The organism is Mucilaginibacter sp., from assembly GCF_041088075.1.
Taxonomy (GTDB): Bacteria; Bacteroidota; Bacteroidia; order Sphingobacteriales; family Sphingobacteriaceae; genus Mucilaginibacter_A.
Map to the genome: position 1 here is coordinate 1 of NZ_JBGCVY010000059.1, position 20,914 is coordinate 20,914.

General features: G+C 45.8%; 13 protein-coding genes. 6 read left to right on the forward strand and 7 right to left on the reverse strand.

The genetic code is table 11. From position 1 onward, the window contains the following. The 3 genes from V5804_RS14415 to V5804_RS14425 all read right to left on the reverse strand — a co-directional run. The coding region (locus V5804_RS14415; RefSeq protein WP_369592099.1) for a molybdopterin-dependent oxidoreductase at positions 1–3,158 on the reverse strand (3,158 nt) is incomplete at its 3' end. A 34-nt stretch (positions 3,159–3,192) separates the two neighbouring features. Next, complete coding sequence (locus V5804_RS14420; protein ID WP_369592100.1) at positions 3,193–4,500, reverse strand: MFS transporter; 1,308 nt, start codon at positions 4,498–4,500, stop codon at positions 3,193–3,195. Positions 4,501–4,545: 45 nt separating this feature from the next. After that, positions 4,546–6,075, reverse strand: coding sequence for an alginate export family protein (locus V5804_RS14425; protein WP_369592101.1), 1,530 nt, complete (start codon positions 6,073–6,075; stop codon positions 4,546–4,548). Positions 6,076–6,177: 102 nt separating this feature from the next. Here V5804_RS14425 and V5804_RS14430 point away from each other — a divergent pair, with 102 nt between their 5' ends. Further along, positions 6,178–6,870 carry a Crp/Fnr family transcriptional regulator gene (locus V5804_RS14430; RefSeq protein WP_369592102.1) on the forward strand — a complete coding sequence of 231 codons (693 nt, stop codon included), beginning with the start codon at positions 6,178–6,180 and terminating at the stop codon, positions 6,868–6,870. On the opposite strand, the gene nirD is transcribed toward V5804_RS14430, so the two are convergent. The 3 genes from nirD to nirB all read right to left on the reverse strand — a co-directional run bounded on the left by nirD (position 6,871) and on the right by nirB (position 10,207). Beyond that, positions 6,871–7,227, reverse strand: a complete 357-nt coding sequence (nirD, locus tag V5804_RS14435) for a nitrite reductase small subunit NirD (RefSeq protein ID WP_369592103.1) — start codon at positions 7,225–7,227, stop codon at positions 6,871–6,873. A gap of 199 nt (positions 7,228–7,426) precedes the next feature. After that, positions 7,427–7,603, reverse strand: a complete 177-nt coding sequence (locus V5804_RS14440; RefSeq protein ID WP_369592104.1) for a hypothetical protein — start codon at positions 7,601–7,603, stop codon at positions 7,427–7,429. 96 nt (positions 7,604–7,699) lie between these two features. Next, the gene (nirB, locus tag V5804_RS14445; RefSeq protein ID WP_369592105.1) at positions 7,700–10,207 is read right to left on the reverse strand and encodes a nitrite reductase large subunit NirB; all 2,508 of its coding nucleotides are present in this window, start codon (positions 10,205–10,207) and stop codon (positions 7,700–7,702) included. 598 nt (positions 10,208–10,805) lie between these two features. On the opposite strand from nirB, the gene V5804_RS14450 reads away from it, so the two are divergent. From V5804_RS14450 to V5804_RS14460, 3 genes are all read left to right on the forward strand, one after another. Beyond that, the gene (locus V5804_RS14450; RefSeq protein WP_369592106.1) at positions 10,806–12,905 is read left to right on the forward strand and encodes a glycoside hydrolase family 97 protein; all 2,100 of its coding nucleotides are present in this window, start codon (positions 10,806–10,808) and stop codon (positions 12,903–12,905) included. A gap of 172 nt (positions 12,906–13,077) precedes the next feature. After that, positions 13,078–14,802 carry a glycosyl hydrolase family 28-related protein gene (locus V5804_RS14455; RefSeq protein WP_369592107.1) on the forward strand — a complete coding sequence of 575 codons (1,725 nt, stop codon included), beginning with the start codon at positions 13,078–13,080 and terminating at the stop codon, positions 14,800–14,802. 479 nt (positions 14,803–15,281) lie between these two features. After that, positions 15,282–16,379: a mandelate racemase/muconate lactonizing enzyme family protein gene (locus V5804_RS14460; protein ID WP_369592108.1), complete on the forward strand. Its 1,098-nt coding sequence runs from the start codon at positions 15,282–15,284 to the stop codon at positions 16,377–16,379. 174 nt (positions 16,380–16,553) lie between these two features. On the opposite strand, the gene V5804_RS14465 is transcribed toward V5804_RS14460, so the two are convergent. Next, positions 16,554–17,555, reverse strand: coding sequence for an aldo/keto reductase (locus V5804_RS14465; RefSeq protein ID WP_369592109.1), 1,002 nt, complete (start codon positions 17,553–17,555; stop codon positions 16,554–16,556). Between the two features lie 129 nt (positions 17,556–17,684). Between V5804_RS14465 and V5804_RS14470 the strand changes: the two genes are divergently transcribed. Continuing rightward, positions 17,685–18,050, forward strand: coding sequence for a winged helix-turn-helix transcriptional regulator (locus tag V5804_RS14470; protein WP_369592110.1), 366 nt, complete (start codon positions 17,685–17,687; stop codon positions 18,048–18,050). A 531-nt stretch (positions 18,051–18,581) separates the two neighbouring features. Beyond that, entirely contained in the window at positions 18,582–20,831 is a 2,250-nt protein-coding gene (locus tag V5804_RS14475) for a gliding motility-associated C-terminal domain-containing protein (RefSeq protein WP_369592111.1), read from the forward strand. The last annotated feature ends 83 nt before the right edge of the window (positions 20,832–20,914 follow it).

Genomic DNA, 20,914 nt, shown 5'->3' on the forward strand with positions numbered 1-20,914 from the left:
TTGTCAATAAACACAATCTCTTCATAACCGCTTCCTTCGGGGCATTCCGTCAGGCCGATGCTGCACAAATCAAAACCATGGATTTTAATGATGTTCATCAGCAAGCTGCCCTGGTAAAAAGCCGCAATATCGCCGCTTAAAAAACGGGCAACGATGTGCGCCTGCTGCTCGGCCGCTGCCGTGATGCCGTATAAATTATCTTTAAATTCTGCAATCTCGCCAACGGCATAAATAGCAGGGTCGTTGGTTTGCAGGCGTTCGTTCACCAAAACGCCGCGTTTGCAAAGCAACCCGCAATCGCGCGCCAATTCTAAATTGGGCGTAGTGCCGATGGCCAAAACCATGGCATCGCAATTGATTTTGCGGCCGCTTTTTAAACCCACGCCGGTCAGTTTAGAACGGCCGTAAAACAGTTGCACTTCGTCGTTGTAAAAAATATCGCAGCCCTGGTCGGCCATTTCTTCGTGCAGCAACTGACTGCCCAAGGTATCCAACTGCTTGCTCAAAAAACGCGAAACCCGGTGCACCAAAGTTATCTTGATGCCCATTTCGCGGAGGGAGGCCGCCATTTCAAGCCCCAGCAAACCGCCGCCAGCAATAACAACGTGGGCGTTTTTTGGCAGATGCTGTTTAAAACCATCGGCATCCATACGGCTGCGCATGGTAAAAATGCCGGGCAAGGCAGGGATGTTTTTTGGGACGGCGGCGCGGCTGCCGGTAGCCATCACCAGCACATCATATACTGTTTTTACCCCCCTTGAATCAACCACAAACTTTGCTTCGCGGTCAATCTTTTCCACGCTTACGCCGCGCAGCAAACGGATGTTGTAGCCCGGTTCCTCCTCGTCCGTCATCTTCACCAACTGCTGCCAGCTTTGTTCGCCGCTGATGTAATCGGGCAGCATCACGCGGTTGTAAAAAGGGTGGTTTTCTTTGCTGAAGATGATGATCTCGTCGTCCTGGTTCAGTTCGCGGTACGATTTTACAAAACCGAAAGCACCGGCACCGGCACCAACAATCACGATGCGCTGAACAGGTTTTACATATTTTTCGACGCTAACGGCACAAAACTTAAAATCAGGTTCTTTGGAAATAGGGTCAACCAAATCGTTCGTCAGGTTGTTGGCGCGGTTGAGGTCGCTGTTCAGGATTTTGCCCCAGTGCATCGGCAGAAAAACAACGCCGGGCTTGATGGAAGAACTAAATTTTGCTTTTACGCGCACTTCCCCGCGGCGGGATTTGATCGTTGTAAGTTCCTCGTTTTTGATTCTAAGCAATGCCGCATCTTCCGGGTGGATTTCCAAGTAAGCTTCGGAAATATGTTTGTTCAGCTTGCTTACTTTTCCGGTTTTGCTCATGGTGTGCCATTGGTCGCGGATGCGGCCGGTCGTCAGCACAAAAGGGAAATCGGCATCCGGCTTTTCGCCGGCAAAACCATCCGATACTTCTTTTATCACTGCTTTTTTGGTGGGCGTGTAAAACTGGTTGTCGGTAAACAAACGCGCCGTTCCTTGCGGTGTGCCTTTTTTGCGGTACGGCCACTGAATTGTTTTTTGAGCCTTTAAGATGTTGTAATCTAAAGCACTAATATCAATATTGGTTTTTGCGGTGAGTTTTGTATGCTCCTTAAAAATTTCCGAAGCTTCTTTAAAGTCAAAGCCATGAAAGCCCATCTTTCTGGCAAAACGACAAATAATTTCTGCGTCCGGCAAAGCTTCGCCCGGCGGTTCCAAAACTTTTGCTAAGTAACTGATGCGCCTTTCGGAATTGGTCATCGTGCCTTCCTTTTCCGTCCAAGCGGCGGCGGGCAAAACTACGTCGGCAAATTTCAGGGTTTCGGGTTTGTTGCTGATTTCCTGAACGACCACAAACTTGGCTTTTTTCAAAGCTTCTTCGGCCAGGCGGACGTTGGGCAAACTCGTCAGCGGGTTGGTGCAAATGATCCAAACGGCTTTTAACCGGCCGTCGTTCAACGCTTCAAAAATCTCGGTTGCCGTAAACCCGGGATTTGGCGAGATGATGGTTCCGCCCCAAAAATCCTGCACTTGCTGCCTATGCTGCGGGTTGCTCAAGTCGCGGTGCGCGGGCAGCATATTTGCCATCCCGCCAACTTCACGGCCGCCCATGGCATTGGGCTGGCCGGTCAGCGAAAACGGACCGGAACCGGGTTTCCCAATTTTTCCGGTAATCAAATTTAGGTTGATCAGGCTGAGGTTTTTGTTTACGCCAATGGAACTCTGGTTCAGGCCCATCGTCCACATCGAAATAAACCCTTTGGCTTCGCCGATGTACTGCGCTGCCAAACGGAGCGATGCTTCTTTTATGCCACAAATTTCAGCGGCTTCGCTAATCGTTCTGCCAAAAACACTTCGCGCATAATCCTCGTAGCCTTGCGTATGTTGGGCAACGAAATTGGAATCCACAAAACCATTTTCGATCAGTAAACGGCCGATGGCATGGTTTAAAATAATATCCGTTCCGGGATTGATTTGCAGGTGAAGATCGGCCAGCGCACAAGAATCGGTAACGCGCGGGTCAACCACAATCACCTTTACTTCCGGGTGCGCCGCTTTGTGCGCTTCTACCCGCCGCCACAAAATAGGATGGCACCAGGCCGGGTTGGCACCGGTTACCAAAAAGCAATTTGCCAGTTCGATGTCGTCATAACAAATCGGAACGCTGTCTTCGCCCAAAGCAATTTTGTAGGCCGCCACCGCGCTGCTCATGCACAAACGCGAATTGGTATCTATGTTATTGCTGCCGATAAAGCCTTTCATCAGCTTGTTCAGCACGTAATATTCTTCGGTCAAACATTGCCCGGAAGCATAAAAAGCAACCGAATCCGGCCCGTACTTTTGGATAAAAGTTTTAAAAACGGCGGCGGTGCGTTCCATCGCTTCGTCCCAGGAAACGCGCTGCAATGGCATACTTTTGTTGTAGCGCATTTGCGGGTACAGCAGCCGGTCGCTTTTATCGTTTACGGTATAGTGCAGGTTCAAGCCTTTGCTGCAAAGCATCCCTTTGTTCACCGGATGGTTTTGATCGCCTTCCAAAGTGATCGTGCCATTCTTTTCCTTGCTCACCACCACGCCGCAGCCCACGCCGCAATAGCAGCAGGTAGAGGTGTACTGGTTTTTTTCCTTATCCTTTGCGGGCATTTGGTTTGATTTAGAAGTCTTTTCCCCGAAAAGCTTATGCTACTTTTACCGCACTAAAATCAATATCCGTTTCTTCCACATTTTCTGTTTTGTAGAAGCGCGTAACCAGCACGATCAGCGCAACGGCGATCACCGCAAAACCAATATAAGTGAATGCCTGTACATAAGTGATCGTTTCGGATTTGAACAAAAAGCCGAACAACATGCCGCCCAGGTTTCCGCCTGCGCCAACCACGCCGCTCACCATGCCTACATTTTTGGTGTTGATAAAAGGCACGATGCCGTAAGTTGCCCCGTTAGACATTTTGAGGAAAAGCGCAAACGTAAGCATCGTGATGATGGCCACAACCAAGCTTCCAGCCTGGGCAAAAAGCAGCAAACCCAATCCTTCCAGCAGCAGCATACCGGCCAGCAGCAGGCCTTTTCCTTTCATGCCAAACTTAAAACCTACTTTATCCGAAGCAAAACCGCCCAAAGCGCGGGCGAAAATATTCATCATCCCGAAAATGCCCGCCCAAAAACCGGCATTGCTTTGCGACAAGTGGAAGTTGTCCACAAAGTGCAAAGAGGCCACGTTATCGAAGGTGATTTCCATGCCGAAACACATCGCGTAAGCCAGGGTCAAAGCCCAAATGCGCCAGTCGGCCAGCACACTCCAGTCTGTTTTTGCCGATGCTGTTTTTACATGCCCAATTTCATCAAAGTTTCCCAGCGGTGTATCTTTGGTATATTTCCAATACAAAAAAGCAATAACCAGCATCATCGTTCCCGGAACGATCATGGCGTAACGCCAGGCTTCGGCCTTGGTATAACCGAAACCAACGATGGCCGCAAAAATCAGCGGCATCACCATGTTGGTTACGCCGCCGCCCAGGTTTCCCCAGCCGCCGGTTACCGCGTTTGCCGTGCCTTTGATGTTGGGCGCGAACATCATGGAAGTGTGGTATTGGGTGATGACGAAAGAAGCGCCGATCATGCCGATGGCCAAACGGAACAGTAAAAACGTGGTGTAATCATGCGCCAAACCCACCAGAAAAACCGGCAGCGAACCTACCAGCAGCAGGCGCACGGCCGTTTTGCGCGGCCCCCAGGTATCGCAAAGCCTGCCAACGATCAACCTGAAAAAAATAGTGGAAGCCACGGAAGCAATAATGGTATTGCCCACTTGTGCCTTGGTCAGGCCGAGTTCTACACGGATCGTCGGCATGAGCGGCGCCAGGCCGAACCAGCCGAAAAAGCAGACGAAAAACATGAGCCAGGTGATTTGAAACGTCCGCATCTGGATTCCTTTTGCAGAAAATACGTTCAACTTGGTAAGCTGGTGCTGTGCGTTTGTAAACATGGTTTTTAATTTTTGAGGTTGATGGTTTTATGGATAATGCTGTTTTTACTTGCTAAAAAAGTCAGGGCGGATGTTGATCTGGAGGTAGCTCCAAACGTTGTTTAAATGGGCAGACAAAGGCGTTAAGTTCTTGGCGTATTCCATACTTTGGGCAGCGGCCATCACGCAAAAACCAGCTTCTACCATGGTAAATTTGTTGAGGCTGTAATTTCCCACCAAATCCAACTCGCTGCCCAGGTATTTTTTGATGGCATCGCCTGCAACGTTTTTTTGGTTTTGTGCCAGGGCAAAACAGTGGTAGTCTAAACCGGCATTAAAGCGTTTGTTCAGGCTGAGGTATTTGATTTTGAAGTAAGCATCGCTTAAACCACCGGCCGGAGAACTGGAACCGGCGTAGAAATAATCCATAAAGCCCCAAAACTTGTGCGGCGTGCCATAAAGCGGGTCAAAACGGTGGTTGGTGGTTGAGGTCGAAAAAGCATCGTTCCCGGACAAATAATCCCAGCCAGGCGTAAACCTGAACAGTTTTTGCTGATAAGACAAAGCAAGGGTAGAAGTGTAGGCGCTTAACGAAAGCCCATCGCGGTCATGGCCGCCCTGATAATAAAACGCCGTGCTTATTCCAAACGGGCTTTTGTTCCCCAGCGGGGAAACCAACATCAAACCGGTGGTATAGCGCGTGTTTAAACCCGTTTGGTTAAACCGCCGTCCGTAAACGTAACCCACATCAGTGCCTGCGGTATTTTTAACAGAATCCAAGACGTACTTGCCAAACTGATCAGCAAAAAACAGCCCGGAGATTTTAGTTTGATGAAAAGTTTTGGCCGCATACAAATACTGGAACGCTTTATAATCCTGCGAAGCCGCGTTAGAACTCGGCGGATTGCTAAAACCAGGGCTTCCGGTTTTAGAACTGATGCCGGCCGTGTTAAGCAGCGGGATAAAACCAGCAGGCGTATTTACCAAATTGCCTTTGCTGTCTTTGATGGTTGCCGGCACATTGGCCGGTGTGTAATACGTGCCGTTGTAATTGACCGCATCCGTATTTTGGTTGTAGGCCGCGCCCAAATCTACCTGAAAACCCTTGTCCAGCATTTTCAAAACAACGGCATCGTGGCGGCGGCCCTGCTGCTGCCAGTCGAAACCGCCCAGCAAACGCTCGTCATCGTAAACCAGTTCCTGGCGGCCAATCTTCAAGCCCAAATAATCAACCGGCGGTTTTTTAAAGGAAGTATCTTTTTTGTTGGATAAAACCAGTTCGGCCCAGGCTTCGTGCAAAAACAATTTGTTGCCGTCGGCATTGCTGATGGAAGAAGCATCCTGGCCCCAAACGCGCACATCCTGGATGCTGGTTTGGAAGATGACACGGCTGGATTTATAATTAAAAACCAGCCTCGCGCGCTGCGAAACAAAGCCAGCCGGTTTGGATGTTTTGGGTTCCAAAGTCCCGTAGCCATCGCGGTACTCGGCGCGCGGCCGCAACTGCCCGGTCAAGGATATTTGTGCCGAAACATTGTTCCAGCCCAAAATTATCGGCATAAAAACAGTAAGCAACAGGAGTAGTTTTTTATTCATCGTGTGGTGTGGTTTTAGGTTGGTTTTTTTCAGGTTTGTGATCGGCCACCGCAAAAATTAATAGCTATTATTGTAGCCTTTTATCCTATCGAAAGCTTTTGAATGAAACCAAGTAAAATAGCCTGCGACCTGAAAAGCTGTTTTTTGTGCAAGCTCTGTCTCAAGGAATGGCTGCCTGCCGTGGCCGATTCCAGGAAGAACTTTGCGGTGAAGCGCGGCGACATTATTTTTAACGAAGGCGGCCCCGTTACCGGCGTGTACTTTGTTTATTCGGGCAATGTTAAAGTCCATAAAAAATGGGGCGATAAAGAGTTGATTATCCGTTTTGTTAAAAATGGCGCGATCTTGGGCCACCGCGGTTTGGGCAGCGATCTGCAATATCCGGTTACGGCTACCGCGCTCGAGCCTGGCCTGGTTTGTTTTTTTGAGCTTGATTTTTTTACCTCTACCTTAAAAGTGAACCACGAACTGACGTACCAACTGCTTCAGTTTTTTGCCGATGAACTCCAGGTTTCCGAACGGAAAATGCGCAACCTGGCCCATATGCCTGTCAAAGGGCGCATCGGTCAGGCACTCATCAACCTCGGCAAGCAGTTCGGTTTTACGGCTGCCGGTTTTATTGATATTGAACTGAGTCGGCAAGACCTGGCTTCGTACATCGGCGCCACTTACGAAACACTTTTCAGGGTGATCAACGAGCTGACGGAAGACGGCACAATTGAGATTTCGGGCAAGCAATTTAAAATCCTCGACCCCGAAAAACTGCTCCGGCTCACCCAAGACACTGGCATTTAATCAATCCACGCCAATGTAAACCCGCCCGTCCTGAACTTTTACCGGATACGTTTTGATGGCGCATTCCTCCGCGTTCAAACATTCGCCGGTGATCAAGGAAAATGTTTTTTTGTGGAACGGGCAAGCCACTTTTGGTTCCATTGCATCGCCTGCGCTGCCGATCATGCCGCGCGAAAGCACCATCTGCTGTTTGTGCGGGCAAAGGTTTTGCGTGGCGTACCATTCTTTCCTCCGGCTGAAATTAAAAATGGCAATCTGCCCGTCCTGGTATTTTACACAGGCGCCGCCATTTTCCGGAACGTCTGCCGTGCTGCAGGCCATAAACCATGTAGTTTGCGTTGGTACTTCAACTTCCATAAGCTATACTGTTTTTATCGGTGTTTTTTTGTTGCTGATTTTTAGGTGGTAAAAGAAGCATCGGCATGTATCTAATTTTATGTTGATGTAGTTCCCGCTTCCCGCTCTTTTAAGCGATACTGTTTTTATCGGTGTTTTTTTGTTGCTGGTTTTTTAGGTGGTAAAAGAAGCATCGGCATGTATCTGATTTTATGTTGATTCAGTTCCCGTTAGCCGCTCTTTTAAGCGATACTGTTTTTATCGGTATTTTTTTTGTTGCTGGTTTTTTAGGGGATAAAAGAAGCATCGGCATTTCCTCAAATTTTATGTTTCGTTCCAACTTCTCCCGCTCTTTTAAACTTTCCAACTTCTCCTCGCTCTCCGCTCTTTTTAACATTTTGGGCGTGCCCCTGCGGGTCGGGCTTTCCGCTCCAAGTCCTCGCTCGTGCCTCGCTGTGGGCTTTCCGCTACAATCCCTCACGCGGCAAAGCGCCTACCATTCCTTCGCCCTAACCTGGTCGCGCAGCGGTTCAAACACCACCGAAGGGTCTTTTTCTTCCGGTGCGTTTACAAAGTGCGCAAATTTTTTGCGCAGTTGCGGGTCGTTCACCACTTCGCTCCACTCGCAATGGTAAGTGCTCATCAGGTGTTGGATTTCTTCTTCCAATTGTTGCGCAATCCCCAAACTATCGTTGATGATCACGTTTTTGAGATAGCTCATGCCGCCATCCATTTTGTTGAGCCAGGTTGCCGTGCGCGTCAACGGGTCGGCCGTTTTGATGTAAAACATTAGGAAGCGGTCTAAATATTTGATGCAGGTTTCGCTGTCAATATCGCTGGCCAGCAACTGCGCGTGCTGTGGTTTTGAGCCGCCGTTGCCGCACACATACAAGTTCCAGCCTTTTTCGGTCGCAATAATGCCGAAATCTTTGGCCTGCGCTTCGGCACATTCCCGAACGCAGCCGCTCACGCCACTTTTTAGTTTATGCGGAGAACGGATCCCTTTGTACCGGTTTTCAATTTGGATGGCAAAAGAAACGCTGTCGTGCAAGCCAAAACGGCACCAAGTGCTGCCCACACAGCTTTTTACCGTGCGCAAAGATTTGCCGTAAGCATGGCCGCTTTCCATGCCGGCATCCATCAGTTCTTTCCAAATGTCGGGCAGGTCGTTCAAGTGCGCACCGAATAGATCAATCCGCTGGCCGCCGGTTATTTTGGTGTACAAATTGTATTTTTTGGCAACCTGGCCAATCACGATCAAAGCATCCGGGGAAATCTCGCCGCCTGCAATCCGCGGGACAACAGAATAAGTGCCGCCTTTTTGTATGTTGGCCAAAAAGCGGTCGTTGCTGTCCTGGATCGTATCTTGTTTGATGATCAGATCGTTCCAAACACCCGACAAAATACTGGCGACGGCTGGTTTGCAAACTTCGCAGCCATCGCCGCGGCCTAAAAGGTCGAGTGCGTGGTCGTAAGTTTTGATTTTGTGCAGTTTGATAAGGTCCAACAGTTCCTGGCGGGAATAATCAAAATGCTCGCAAATCACGTTTTTGATATAAACGCCATTTTCTTTCATCGTGCCCACCACCAAATCTTTGATCAGCGGAACGCAGCCGCCGCAACCTGTCCCGGCTTTGGTGCATTTTTTAATGCCATCCACTGAGGTTACGCCCTCCAAGTTTACGGCATCACAAATGGCACTTTTTAAAACGGCTTCGCAGGAACAAATCAAAGCCGTATCCGGGAGCGACATTACGCCTGCGCCTTCACTGGCTTCTCCGCCGCGCGAACCAAGAATCAAATCTTCCGGGTTTGGCGGCAAAACCAGTTTGTTGTTCACCGTTTGCAGCAGCATATTGTACGCTTCGGCATCGCCGATTAAAATGCCGCCCAGCAAATATTTTCCATCATTGCTGATGTTGATACGTTTGTAAACGCCTTTGTGCGTGTCCTCAAAAATGATTGTGCGGCAATCCGGTTCGGTAATAAAATTATCGCCAAAACTGGCCACGTCCACACCAATCAGTTTCAGTTTGGTGCTCATGTCAAACCCGTAAAAAGCTTTTTCGCCGGCCAAAATCTGGTTCACGGCAACTTCCGCCATTTCGTAGCCCGGTGCCACCAAACCATAAATCATGTTTTCGTACAGCGCGCACTCGCCAATGGCATACACAAACTCGTTGCTGGTCTGCATCTTTTCGTTCACTACAATCCCGCCGCGAGTCCCAGTTTGCAGTCCGGCCAGTTTTGCCAGTTCGTCGCGCGGGCGTATCCCTGCCGAAATCACCAGCATATCAATTTTCAGCTCGGTTTCATCATTAAACTTTAAAGATTCAATTTTATGGTCGCCCGCTATTTCTGCCGTATTTTTATTGAGATGAATGTTCAAGCCCAGTTCTTTTAGTTTGGTTTGAAGCAGGTTGCTTCCCGCCGAATCAATTTGCCGCGGCATTAAACGCGGCGCAAATTCTACCACATGTGTTTCTTGGATGCCGAGATCTAACAGGGCTTTAGCGGCTTCCAACCCTAATAAGCCGCCGCCCATGACTGCGCCGTTTTTTGATTTGGCCGCGTGTGCTTTCATCATTTCCAAATCTTCGATGGTGCGGTAAACAAACACGCCTTCTTTTTCTATACCCGGGATATTCGGCACAAAAGCACCGGAACCGGTGGCCAAAACCAAATAATCATAATTTAAGCTGGTGCCCTTGCGCGAATGCACTTTCTTTTCGGCCAGGTTTATTTCCTGTACCGGATCGCTTAAATAAAGCGTGATGCCGTTTTCTTCGTACCAGTTTTCGGCAGAAAGCGAAAGGTCATCGGCCGTTTTGCCGTTAAAGTATTCGCTTAAATGAACACGGTCGTAAGCGCGGCGCGGTTCTTCCCCAAAAACAATTAAATTAAAATTACTGGATTTTTTGACCAGTTTTTCACAGAACTTATAGCCGATCATGCCGTTTCCGATGACAATAATTGTTTGCTGACCTGTTCCGGTTTTCATAATTGTTGAATTTTGATAAAAAATTTGAGAGAAACTGTTGTTTCTTTTTTAAAACCGCTTTGTGCGATATACAATGATAGGTATTTATGATAAAAATCATACTAAATCAATTATTTTTAGTATTATTTCAATTGATTGTATAATTTAAAATCATTTTTTAAGAAAATTTTAACAAAAAGAAGAAAAAATTAAAGTTTTGCGGAGATAAAACCTAAAAAAAGAACAATCGAAAGTTGGTTTTTTACCTGAAATAGATTTTATAGTGAGTTTTTTGATTTAGAACCAGTAAAACCTGCTTGTTTTAAATTTAAACAACCAGGTTTTTGGTTTTTTGCCGATACTTCTTTTATCGGTATAAAATTGGTGCGGCTAATTATGGTTTTCTCCGCCGGACAACGCCCTTTTAAAACCAGTTGCCCTAACGTACAGGGGATATTAAGGCCATTACAAAACCGGAATATGGCCTTATCGCGGCTTTTTATTATGTTTGAAGTCAGGATCAAAAAACACCTGTAAAACAATCGGACAATAACACTGGCGCAATATAGTTTACACTGCCATCCGGACAAAGTTTGACAATTTAACAAAGAACTAAAAAATGAAAAAAATCTTTACCCTTTTGCTTAGCCTTTTTGCCGCTGGCCATTTGATCGCCCAAAACAACACTTTAAGCGCCAGCATGGACAAGGTAAAACTTGAATTTAAGCTGAATAACGGGAAACCGGAATATGCAGTTTACTACAGTGGGAAACCGATCATCAAACCTTCTGCAATGGGTTTTAAACTTGCCGGCAATGCTTCTTTTACCGATAGTTTTTCGCTTTCCTCTTCCGAAACCAAAACAGTGGACACAACCTGGAGCCCGGTTTGGGGCGAGGTAAACCGCATCCGCAACCATTACCGGCAGCTTACTGTTCATCTCACACAAAAAAACCCTGCCCGGGCAATGGACATTGTTTTTCGTGTGTTTGCCGATGGCGTAGGTTTCAGGTATGTTTTCCCGAAGCAGCACAATTTGCAGTATTTTGTCATTGCTGATGAGGCAACGCAGTTTGCCCTCGCTGGCAACCACAAAACTTTTTGGATCCCGGGGGATTACGACACCAACGAATATCCTTATACCACATCCAAAATCAGCGAAATAGACAACCGGCAAATGGTCAAAAATTCAACCGAAATTGCCGTTCGTGTTGCGCCGGACGCCCAAGCCGTACAAACACCGTTGATGATGAAAACGGCAGACGGCCTGTACATCAACATCCATGAAGCTGCTTTGGTGGATTTTCCTGCCATGCAACTGCATGTGGACAACAATTCTTACAAGCTCACCGCCAGTTTGGTGCCAAATGCAGTCGGAACTAAAGCTTTCGTCCATGCACCGTTTAATACGCCGTGGCGAACGATTGTGGTAAGCGACAAGGCCACCGATATTTTGGCCTCCAAATTGATTTTGAATTTGAACGACCCTTCCAAAATCGAAAATACTTCCTGGATAAAGCCCATGAAATTTGTAGGCGTTTGGTGGGAAATGCAAATCGGCAAAGGCACCTGGAACTATACCGATTACCCGGATTCTTTGTCGGCCGACGGGAAATTGATACCGAACGGCAAGCACAGCGCCAACACGGCAAACGTAAAACATTACATAGATTTTGCTGCTAAAAACAGTATCCCGGGTGTTTTGGTGGAAGGCTGGAACATTGGCTGGGAAGACTGGTTTGGGTTTTGGAAGGAAAACGTGTTCAGCTTTGTAACGCCTTATCCTGATTTTGATATTGAGGAAATCACACGGTACGCGGCATCAAAAGGCGTAAAAATGATCATGCACAACGAAACATCCGGCTCGGCAACCGATTATGAACGGCAGTTGGACACGGCCTATAAATACATGAACAAGTACGGCTATACTTCGGTTAAAACCGGTTATGTGGGCAAGATCATCCCACGCGGCGAGTACCACGACGGGCAATGGATGGTGGACCATTATTTGCGCGTTGCCCAAAAAGCTGCCGAACACCACGTAATGCTGGACGCGCACGAACCTGTACGCCCAACGGGGCTTCAAAGGACTTACCCAAACTGGATGGCCAGCGAAGCGGGCAGGGGAAACGAGTACAATGCTTTTACGATAGGCAGCCCTCCTGAGCATGAAACCATTATGCCGTTCACCCGGTTGATGGGCGGTCCGATGGATTATACGCCGGGTATATTTAAATTGAAAGGCTATTCTTCAGCAGACCCTCAAAGGCAGGTACATACCACGCTGGCCAAGCAACTGGCTTTGTATGTTACGATGTATAGCCCTTTGCAAATGGCTGCCGACCTGCCCGAAAACTACAATGCCCATCCCGACGCTTTTCAGTTTATCAAAGATGTGGCCACCGATTGGGACGATACAAAAATACTGGAGGCCGAACCTGGTGATTACATCACCATTGCCCGCAAAGAAAAAAACAGCAACAACTGGTTTATCGGTGCCATTACGGATGAAAACAGTCGGAACAGTACAATTTCATTAAACTTTTTGGATAAAGGCAAAAAGTATGTAGCAACTGTTTATGCCGATGGTGCCACGGCCGACTGGAAATCAAACCCCGAATCGTACCAAATCAAAAAGATGACGGTTACCTCAGCAACAAAACTAAACCTGAAACTGGCAAAAGGCGGCGGCGCGGCAATCAGCATAAAACCTTTGTAACAGAACCGGCAACTATAAAAAATGCCAATGCTTCTTTTACCCTATAAAAATTGGTGGCGGCATCAATCTAAATAAAACTCAAAACCAAATGTTCACCAATTTTTAGGTGATAAAAGAAGCATTGAAAATAACTACAATAAAATCCGGGCAAGTTCTCAATTACATCAAAATCATGAATATCAAACATAAATGCCTTGTAACTATGCTGGTTTTTAGCACTTGTATTTGCTTCGCGAAGGAAAAATACGGCGCCACTGTTCCCTGGACTACCTTCGAAGCAGAGCAGATGAAAACAAACGGAACAGTCCTCGGCCCAAAATATGACCCTTATCAGGTTGAAACAGAATCATCCGGACAAAAATGTGTAAAACTGAATGCCAAAGGGCAATTTGTTGAGTTTACCTCTTCGGTTATGGCCAACAGCCTGGTTATCAGGTGTAATCTTCCCGATAAAAAAGAAGGGAACGGCCTGAACGCAACCTTGGGCATTTATAAAAACGGAAAACTTGCGGGCCGTTACACCGTTACATCCCGCTATTCCTGGTTGTATGGAAAATATCCTTTCACCAATAACCCTGAAGCAGGACAAGCACGGAATTTTTATAACGAGATAAGGATAACCGGCATTCAAATCAAAAAAGGCGATGTGATCAAAATACAAAAAGACGGCCGCGAACCGGGTGAAGCCCCGTACTGCATCATTGATCTGGCTGATCTTGAAAATGTTGCACCGGCACTAAAAGCACCTGCCAATTCTTTATCAATTAATGACAAAAGCTTTTTAGGAAGTGATTTTAAGGATGATTATACCGAAGCGTTCAGAAAGTGCATTGCCGAGGCTGCAAAGACTGGAAAAAGCGTATTTATTCCGGCCGGCACTTTCAAAATTACCGGTGATATTGTTGTCCCTGCAAATATTACCATTCAAGGTGCCGGCATGTGGCATACCATTTTAACCGGAGATGAAACGCTTTATACCGATGCAACCAAACGGGTACGGATAAAGGGCAACGGCAGTAATATCCATCTATCGGATTTTGCGATCATCGGTAAATTGAATTACAGAAGCGACAGTGAGGCTAATGACGGCATTGTTGGGTCTTACGGAACCAATTCTACTATTTCCCGTCTTTGGATCGAACACACAAAAGTTGGGATGTGGATCGAGAACTCCAGCAAATTGAAGATTACCGGTTGCCGGATGCGGAACACCATTGCCGACGGGATAAATTTTTGTGTGGGGATGAACCAATCAACCATAGAAAACTGCACGGCGCGAGGTACAGGCGATGATTGCTTTGCCATTTGGCCAACCGTTTATGACAAACAGCTATTTTCTCCGGGGCATAACCTAATTACACATTGCACTGCCCAACTGCCATTTCTGGCAAACGGGTCGGCCATTTACGGCGGTGATAGCAACCGGATAGAAAATTGCCTGTTTACCGATATTTCTCCCGGTTCGGCTGTTCTCATCAGCACCACTTTTCCTACAGAAAGTAAAGATAAAAGCATCAACAATAATTTTAGCGGCACAACGGTTGTTGCAGATTGTACGATAAAAACCAGCGGCGGCTTTGACCACGAGTGGGACTGGCGCGCCGCAGTAGAAATTTGTATTGATAAAAGAAGCATTTCAGGGATCGAAATGAATAACTTAAATATCGAAAACAGCTTATCTAACGGACTGAGCGTGATTGCTAAAAATGAGGGTGAAAAAGTAGGCGTGCTTTCCAATGCCATCCTGAAAAATATAAATATTTCAACTTATGGCGTTGGCGCAAAAGACAAATATGGTTTGTTTATTTCTAAGGATGCACATGGCAGCCTTGTTTTGATGGGTTCTCACATTCCTAATATAAAAAATGAATCCGAGGGTTTTACGATAAGGCGATAGGTATATATTTTAACCTCCATCCGCTTGAAGAACACTTGCAGGATAACACCTTGAATACTCCGAAGCGGCAGGTAGCCGCCCAGGCGCGGAAAGGCCGGACAAAACGCCCGGAGGGATCGGGTTTGTCTTGATTTCGTTGGTTCTTTTTGTTCAAGCAAAAAGAACATAATACAAACAAACACAGGTTTGCTAAAATAATAACCACGATCATTAACGGGTCTTCGCCCTGTCTTTACGTTCTTTTGTCTTGACACAAAAGAACCAAAAAGTCAAGAATGCCGGATCACCTCCGGGCGGCATTCCTCCCCACGCTCCTGGGCGCATACCTTGCAAACGGCCCTGCAAGTTCTAAAAAAACAAGAAGCTGCTTTTTCATTCACCTAATTTATGCCGATAAAAGAAGCATCAGATAAAGTACCGATAACAAATATTTGAACCAATTATTCTAAAAAAGATGATCAAAACAACTACATTTCACCATGAAATTCACCGCTTTTGAAATCTATAAATATGCCATCCCGATGGTGCCTTTTACCATTGCAACCGGCACCATGGATTTTGCCCAGAATATCTTTGTCCGTGCGCACACCGATTCCGGTTTAACTGGTGTTGGTGAATGTTCTGCTTTCCCGATGATCGTTGGCGAAACACAAAACACATGTTATGAATTGGCCAAAGATTTTGCCAAACTATGGAAAAATAAAGATGCTTTAGACTTGGATGCAAGATTGGCAGAATTGGATTTATTTATCGCCAGAAATTACACCATAAAAAGTGCCTTCGATATGCTGTTGTACGATCTGGCGGCCAAGCAAGCCAACCAGCCTTTGTACCAATTTTTGGGCGGGGAAAAGCGAAAGATCGAAACCGATATTACCATCGGGATTGCAACGCCGGAAGCAATGGCGCAAACGGCCATCCAATTTAAGGCACAAGGCTACAACATGATCAAAGTAAAATTGGGCAAAAACCCGGTTGAAGATGTGGAGCGGATCAAACAAATCAGGAATGCCATCGGCCCAGAAATTAAGTTGCGGTTGGATGCAAACCAGGGCTGGACTTATGACGATGCTGTTTTTACCTTGCAAAATTTAGCGCCCTACAACATCCAATTTTGCGAGCAGCCGATGCGCACTTATAATGATAGTTTGTTGCCTAAACTTTGTCAGCTTTCACCCATTGCAATTATGGCCGATGAAAGTGTTTACACACACCACGATGCCGAACGCATTATCCAAAACAAAGCCGCAAGTTATATTAACATCAAACTTGCAAAAAGCGGTGGCATCAGCGAAGCTATCAAAATCAACCAAATTGCCGAACAAAACGGCATACATTGTATGCAGGGCGGCATGTTGGAAAGCCGGTTGGCCTTAACCGCAAACGTCCATTTCGCCATGGCTTTTAAAAATATTGTTTTCTTTGATTTGGACACTTGTTTGTTGGGCCACAAAATTGATCCGGTTATTGGTGGTTGCAAATACAATATTGCACAATTAGAAATCCAAGATACGCCAGGGATTGGGGCGGATGTGGATCAAAGTTACTTGGATGGTTTGGAACATATTGTGATTTAATTGATGTTTGTTTTGATGCTTCTTTTATCCCTATAAAATTGGTGAAGTTTCATTGCCGCGGCCTTGAGGCCGCGGATAACAATTATAAATTTAACATAAAAAATTAAAAAATAAGGTTCACTAATTTTTAGTGCATAAAAGAAGCATCAAACTTATCTTTCAAAAAATAGACATTTAATTCAACTGCTTGTCTTGTATCATTTGCTGTTGGGCATTATTTATTTCGTGCGGATAATCCAGCGAAATGGCGCTGACTTCATCTAATTTGTTTAAATGTTCCTGGTTAAGTTGGATGTTGATTGCCCCCAAATTATCTTCCAATTGTGCACTTGTCCTGGGCCCGATAATGGTAAAGCCGCCTTTTGCATTTACCCAAGCAATGGCAACCTGGCCGGGGTTAGCGCCAATTTCATCAGCAACCGAAATAAGCACATCCATTACAGCTTCTGTTTTTGCAGCTTTTGTTTTTTCTAAACCGCCCATCAAATTGATGCGGCCGGTTTCGCCTTTTCGGTATTTTCCCGTAAGGATTCCGCCTGCCAAAGGCGAATAAGTCATCAAACCCATTCCAAAGTGTTTCGCCATCGGAAGCAGTTCCCGCTCTGCCGTCCGCTGTAAAAGATTGTATTCTATTTGAAGCGCTGCCATCGGCACTAAACCTCGGATGTTAGCAGTATTTGAAGCAGTTGCCGTTTTCCAGGCCGAAAAATTGGCCAGGCCGCCATAATTGATTTTGCCCGCTTTTGCCAGGTCGTCCAAACCGCGCACAATTTCTTCAACCGGCGTTACGCCATCGTCAAAGTGCGCCATGTAAATATCAATATGGTCGGTTTTCAAACGCTTTAGGCTTTCTTCTACCGATTGGACCATTATTTTGCGGTTGTTTCCGATGGCACCTGAAGGCGGGTTTGAACGGCTGGTACGGGTATATTTGGAAGAAATAACAAAATCATTTCTGTTGGCGGCAATAAATTTACCGATCAGCCGCTCAGACTCGCCCAATTTATACTGATCTGAAGTATCTATAAAATTTCCCCCTGCTTCGGCATAATGCTCAAAAATGGCACGCGCTTCTTCCGGGTTTGAACCGTAATCAGAACCAGTGCCAAACATAGCTGCACCCAAAACCATTTCACTTGCATATAAACCTGTTGTCCCGAATAATTTGTATTTCATGTTTTTTAAAGTTGAAACTGATTAATAAAATACAAATCTCCATCAATAAAAAACACGGCACAAGTACGGATAAATTTATCTATATTAAAATTTTGCCACAACCTTGTGTTTTTGTTGTTTATGATTATTATGTACGAAAGAAAAATACCTGTCATGCTTGATTGTGGCCTTCATTTGTTTAAAGAAGCAGTGAACGGCAAATGGAAAATAGAACTGATTTATCACATCTCCAAAGGCATTAAACGCCCGGGCGAACTGCAAAGAAAAATCCCGAAGGCAACACGGCGGGTATTAGACACGCAATTAAAACAACTGGCAGAACAAGGGCTGATTTCGAAAACAGTTTTTACAGCATCGCCCCCAAAAGTGGAATACGGATTAACCGAACTTGGAAAAACATTAATGCCTGTAATTGAAACAATTGTACGCTGGGGCGAAGACCATCGGGAAGCGTTGGAAAAGGTAGTTGATCAAAAATTTGCTGTATCAGTTTAAAAATAAAGTTTTGTTGATAAAGGTCTTGTAGGTTTTTATCCTAAAATAACAGCAATGCTTCTTTTATCCCTATAAAATTGGTGAAGTTAAATTGCCGCGGCATTTAGGCCGTGGATAAATAGAAATTAGGCACTGGCTTTAGCCAAAATCTTTTTATGGATGTTCATTTATAAACCTGTACTTTGATTGTATTTGGATTGTTGGCCAAAGCCTTTGTTTCCTGTTTTTTATCCAAAACCTAAAGGCCGGAACAATGGCTGGTTTATCACCAATTGTAATCCTGAAAACTTTACCTATCTTAACAGCCACTTGTTTAAAACTGTTAAATTTATTTGGGCCGAGCCGATGCTTCTTTTATGCCCTAAAAATCATTATGCTTCCTGTGTTTTTTTAAACCACGGGATGCCAATACAAATTTTTATAGGGTAAAAGAAGTATGCCATCAATACCAGGCATTAGCAAAAACCCTACGTAAATTGGAACAGAACCTTAAATAACGGTGGCAAAAATTGATTGGTAAGAAAAACCTGTATGTTCGGTAAAGTAGCTGGCAGATTGATAAATACTTTAAAAAGAAAGGTTATTTGGATTGGATTGCTGCTGTTTTTAATGAGCAATAAAGTGTACGCACAAAGTTTAGGCGACCCGATTGTTAACATTACTTTTGGTTCCGGCACCAACAGAAGTTCGGGCGCTTTGGCTGCTGACTCTGGTTCTACCACTTATTTGTATAGTGCTGCTTTCCCCAACGATGGTTATTACACCATTGTAAATTCTACCATCGGTTTAAACCGTGGCTGGTGGACAACGAGCGACCATACCGGCAACCCGGGCGGTTATATGATGGTGGTGAACGGCAGTTACGATCCCGGTATTTTTTATACCCGCACTGTTGGCGGCTTGTGCGGCAATACCACGTATCAGTTTGCAGCCTGGATCAAAAACCTGTTAAACTATAATGGCATTTTGCCCAACGTTAGTTTTTCCATCGAAACAACCGGCGGGACAGTTTTGGTTTCCGGCACTACGGGAAATATCCCTGAAGCCAATGTTTGGATGCAATACCCTTTTACCTTTACCACACCTGTTGGCACCGAAAGTGTGGTGATCAAAATGACCAATAATGCACCGGGAGGTATCGGGAACGATATTGCTATTGATGACATCACTTTCAGGCCATACGGCGCGCCGGTGCAGGCTGCTTTTAACCAGTCGGCAATGGATATGGCTACTTGTGCAGGCACGCCTCAAAATATAAACATCAATGCTGCAACAACGCTGGCAACAGGCTATCTTCAAAAATTGCAGCTATTGGTTAAAGGCGTTTGGACCGATCAATCCCCGGCCGGTACAAGTTCAGTTTATACCTTTTCTTCTCCATCCAATGCGGGCAGTTATTACTATCGCTTGGTTTCGGCCCAGGCCAATAACATTGGTTCGTCAAACTGTGTAGTTGCCTCAAATACGCTTACTTTAACGGTGCTAGCTTTGCCAACCGTGGTATTTTCTACGGCCGGTGCCACTTGTGTGGGCGATTCAACCTATTTCAAAGACCAGTCTGTTTCAAACGGAAGTACTTTGACTAACTGGTTATGGGATTTTGGCGATGGCCAGACTTCCGCTTTGCGAAACCCGGCGCACAAATACGCCCGGGCGGAAGTTTACCCGGTCAGCCTTACCGTAACTTCAGCTATCGGTTGTTCGGCTGCCGCAACAAAAAGTTTTACTGTAAATGGTGCTGCGCCGGTTGCTTCTTTTACCGTATTAAATTCCGGTGGACTGTGCAGTAATCAGGAGGTTTTTTTTACTAACCAGGCTACGGTAGATTTCGGAAGCATTACCAAAGTGCAATGGTTTTTTGATTACGGCAATAACCCAACCGTGTCAGAAACAGACATTAACCCGGCTTATGGCAAAACTTACCGGCATACTTATACGCCATTTTATACGCCTGCCAGCCAAAACTACCAGGTGCGGATGCTGGCCTATTCCGGCAGTTCCTGTGTTTCAGAAGTAGTTAAAACGATAACGCTTTTGGCAACGCCGCAGTTAACTTTTCCTGTTCCTTCCGGGATTTGCCTGGATGCAAAACCGGTTCAATTAACTGCAGGTGAAAGAAACGGAACGGCAGGAACAGGCGTTTACGCCGGTACAGGTGTTAGCGCTTCCGGTTTGTTTAATCCTGCTGTTGCCGGTGCGGGTACTTTTGCTGTCCGGTATATTTTTGCTTCTGCTAATACTTGTGCCGATACCATCAGCCAAAATATTACAGTCAGCCCGCTTCCGCAAGTAAGCGCAGGCGCGGATATGGTGGTATTAGAAGGCGGAAATACCAAACTGAAAGCTACGGCAAGCGGCGACAGCCTGACTTATGCCTGGTCGCCCGCCGCAGGTTTAAGCAGTACAACGATATTAAACCCGGTTGTAACGCCCACGTCTGATCTAACTTATACGCTCACCGTAACCAGCAGTAAAGGCTGTTCTGCTTCAAGCCGGGTTTTGGTATCGGTTTTAAAAGCACCGGTTGTGCCCAATACATTTACGCCAAATGGTGATGGCATCAACGATACCTGGAACATTAAATATTTAAACACTTATGCGGATGGCACGGTTGAGGTTTTTAACCGTTACGGAAACAAAGTTTATTTCTCCGTGGGGTATCCGGTTCCCTGGGACGGCAGGTTTAAAGGAATTGATCTTCCCGTAAGTACTTACTATTACATCATCAACCCAAAACAAGGTCGGAAGATACTTTCCGGTTGGGTTACAATTATACGATAATTGGGTTTCTGATCACTAAAATTGATATAAGGGTTATTTAAATTTTTTTTGATTACATCGTTCATTTACTGATATTTATTAAA

Coding starts and splice junctions, on each gene's coding strand:
- V5804_RS14420 (WP_369592100.1), bottom strand. CDS start 4,500: ATGTTTACAAACGCACAGCACCAGCTTACCAAGTTGAACGTATTTTCT.
- V5804_RS14425 (WP_369592101.1), bottom strand. CDS start 6,075: ATGAATAAAAAACTACTCCTGTTGCTTACTGTTTTTATGCCGATAATT.
- V5804_RS14430 (WP_369592102.1), top strand. CDS start 6,178: ATGAAACCAAGTAAAATAGCCTGCGACCTGAAAAGCTGTTTTTTGTGC.
- nirD (WP_369592103.1), bottom strand. CDS start 7,227: ATGGAAGTTGAAGTACCAACGCAAACTACATGGTTTATGGCCTGCAGC.
- V5804_RS14440 (WP_369592104.1), bottom strand. CDS start 7,603: ATGTTAAAAAGAGCGGAGAGCGAGGAGAAGTTGGAAAGTTTAAAAGAG.
- nirB (WP_369592105.1), bottom strand. CDS start 10,207: ATGAAAACCGGAACAGGTCAGCAAACAATTATTGTCATCGGAAACGGC.
- V5804_RS14450 (WP_369592106.1), top strand. CDS start 10,806: ATGAAAAAAATCTTTACCCTTTTGCTTAGCCTTTTTGCCGCTGGCCAT.
- V5804_RS14455 (WP_369592107.1), top strand. CDS start 13,078: ATGAATATCAAACATAAATGCCTTGTAACTATGCTGGTTTTTAGCACT.
- V5804_RS14460 (WP_369592108.1), top strand. CDS start 15,282: ATGAAATTCACCGCTTTTGAAATCTATAAATATGCCATCCCGATGGTG.
- V5804_RS14465 (WP_369592109.1), bottom strand. CDS start 17,555: ATGAAATACAAATTATTCGGGACAACAGGTTTATATGCAAGTGAAATG.
- V5804_RS14470 (WP_369592110.1), top strand. CDS start 17,685: ATGTACGAAAGAAAAATACCTGTCATGCTTGATTGTGGCCTTCATTTG.
- V5804_RS14475 (WP_369592111.1), top strand. CDS start 18,582: ATGTTCGGTAAAGTAGCTGGCAGATTGATAAATACTTTAAAAAGAAAG.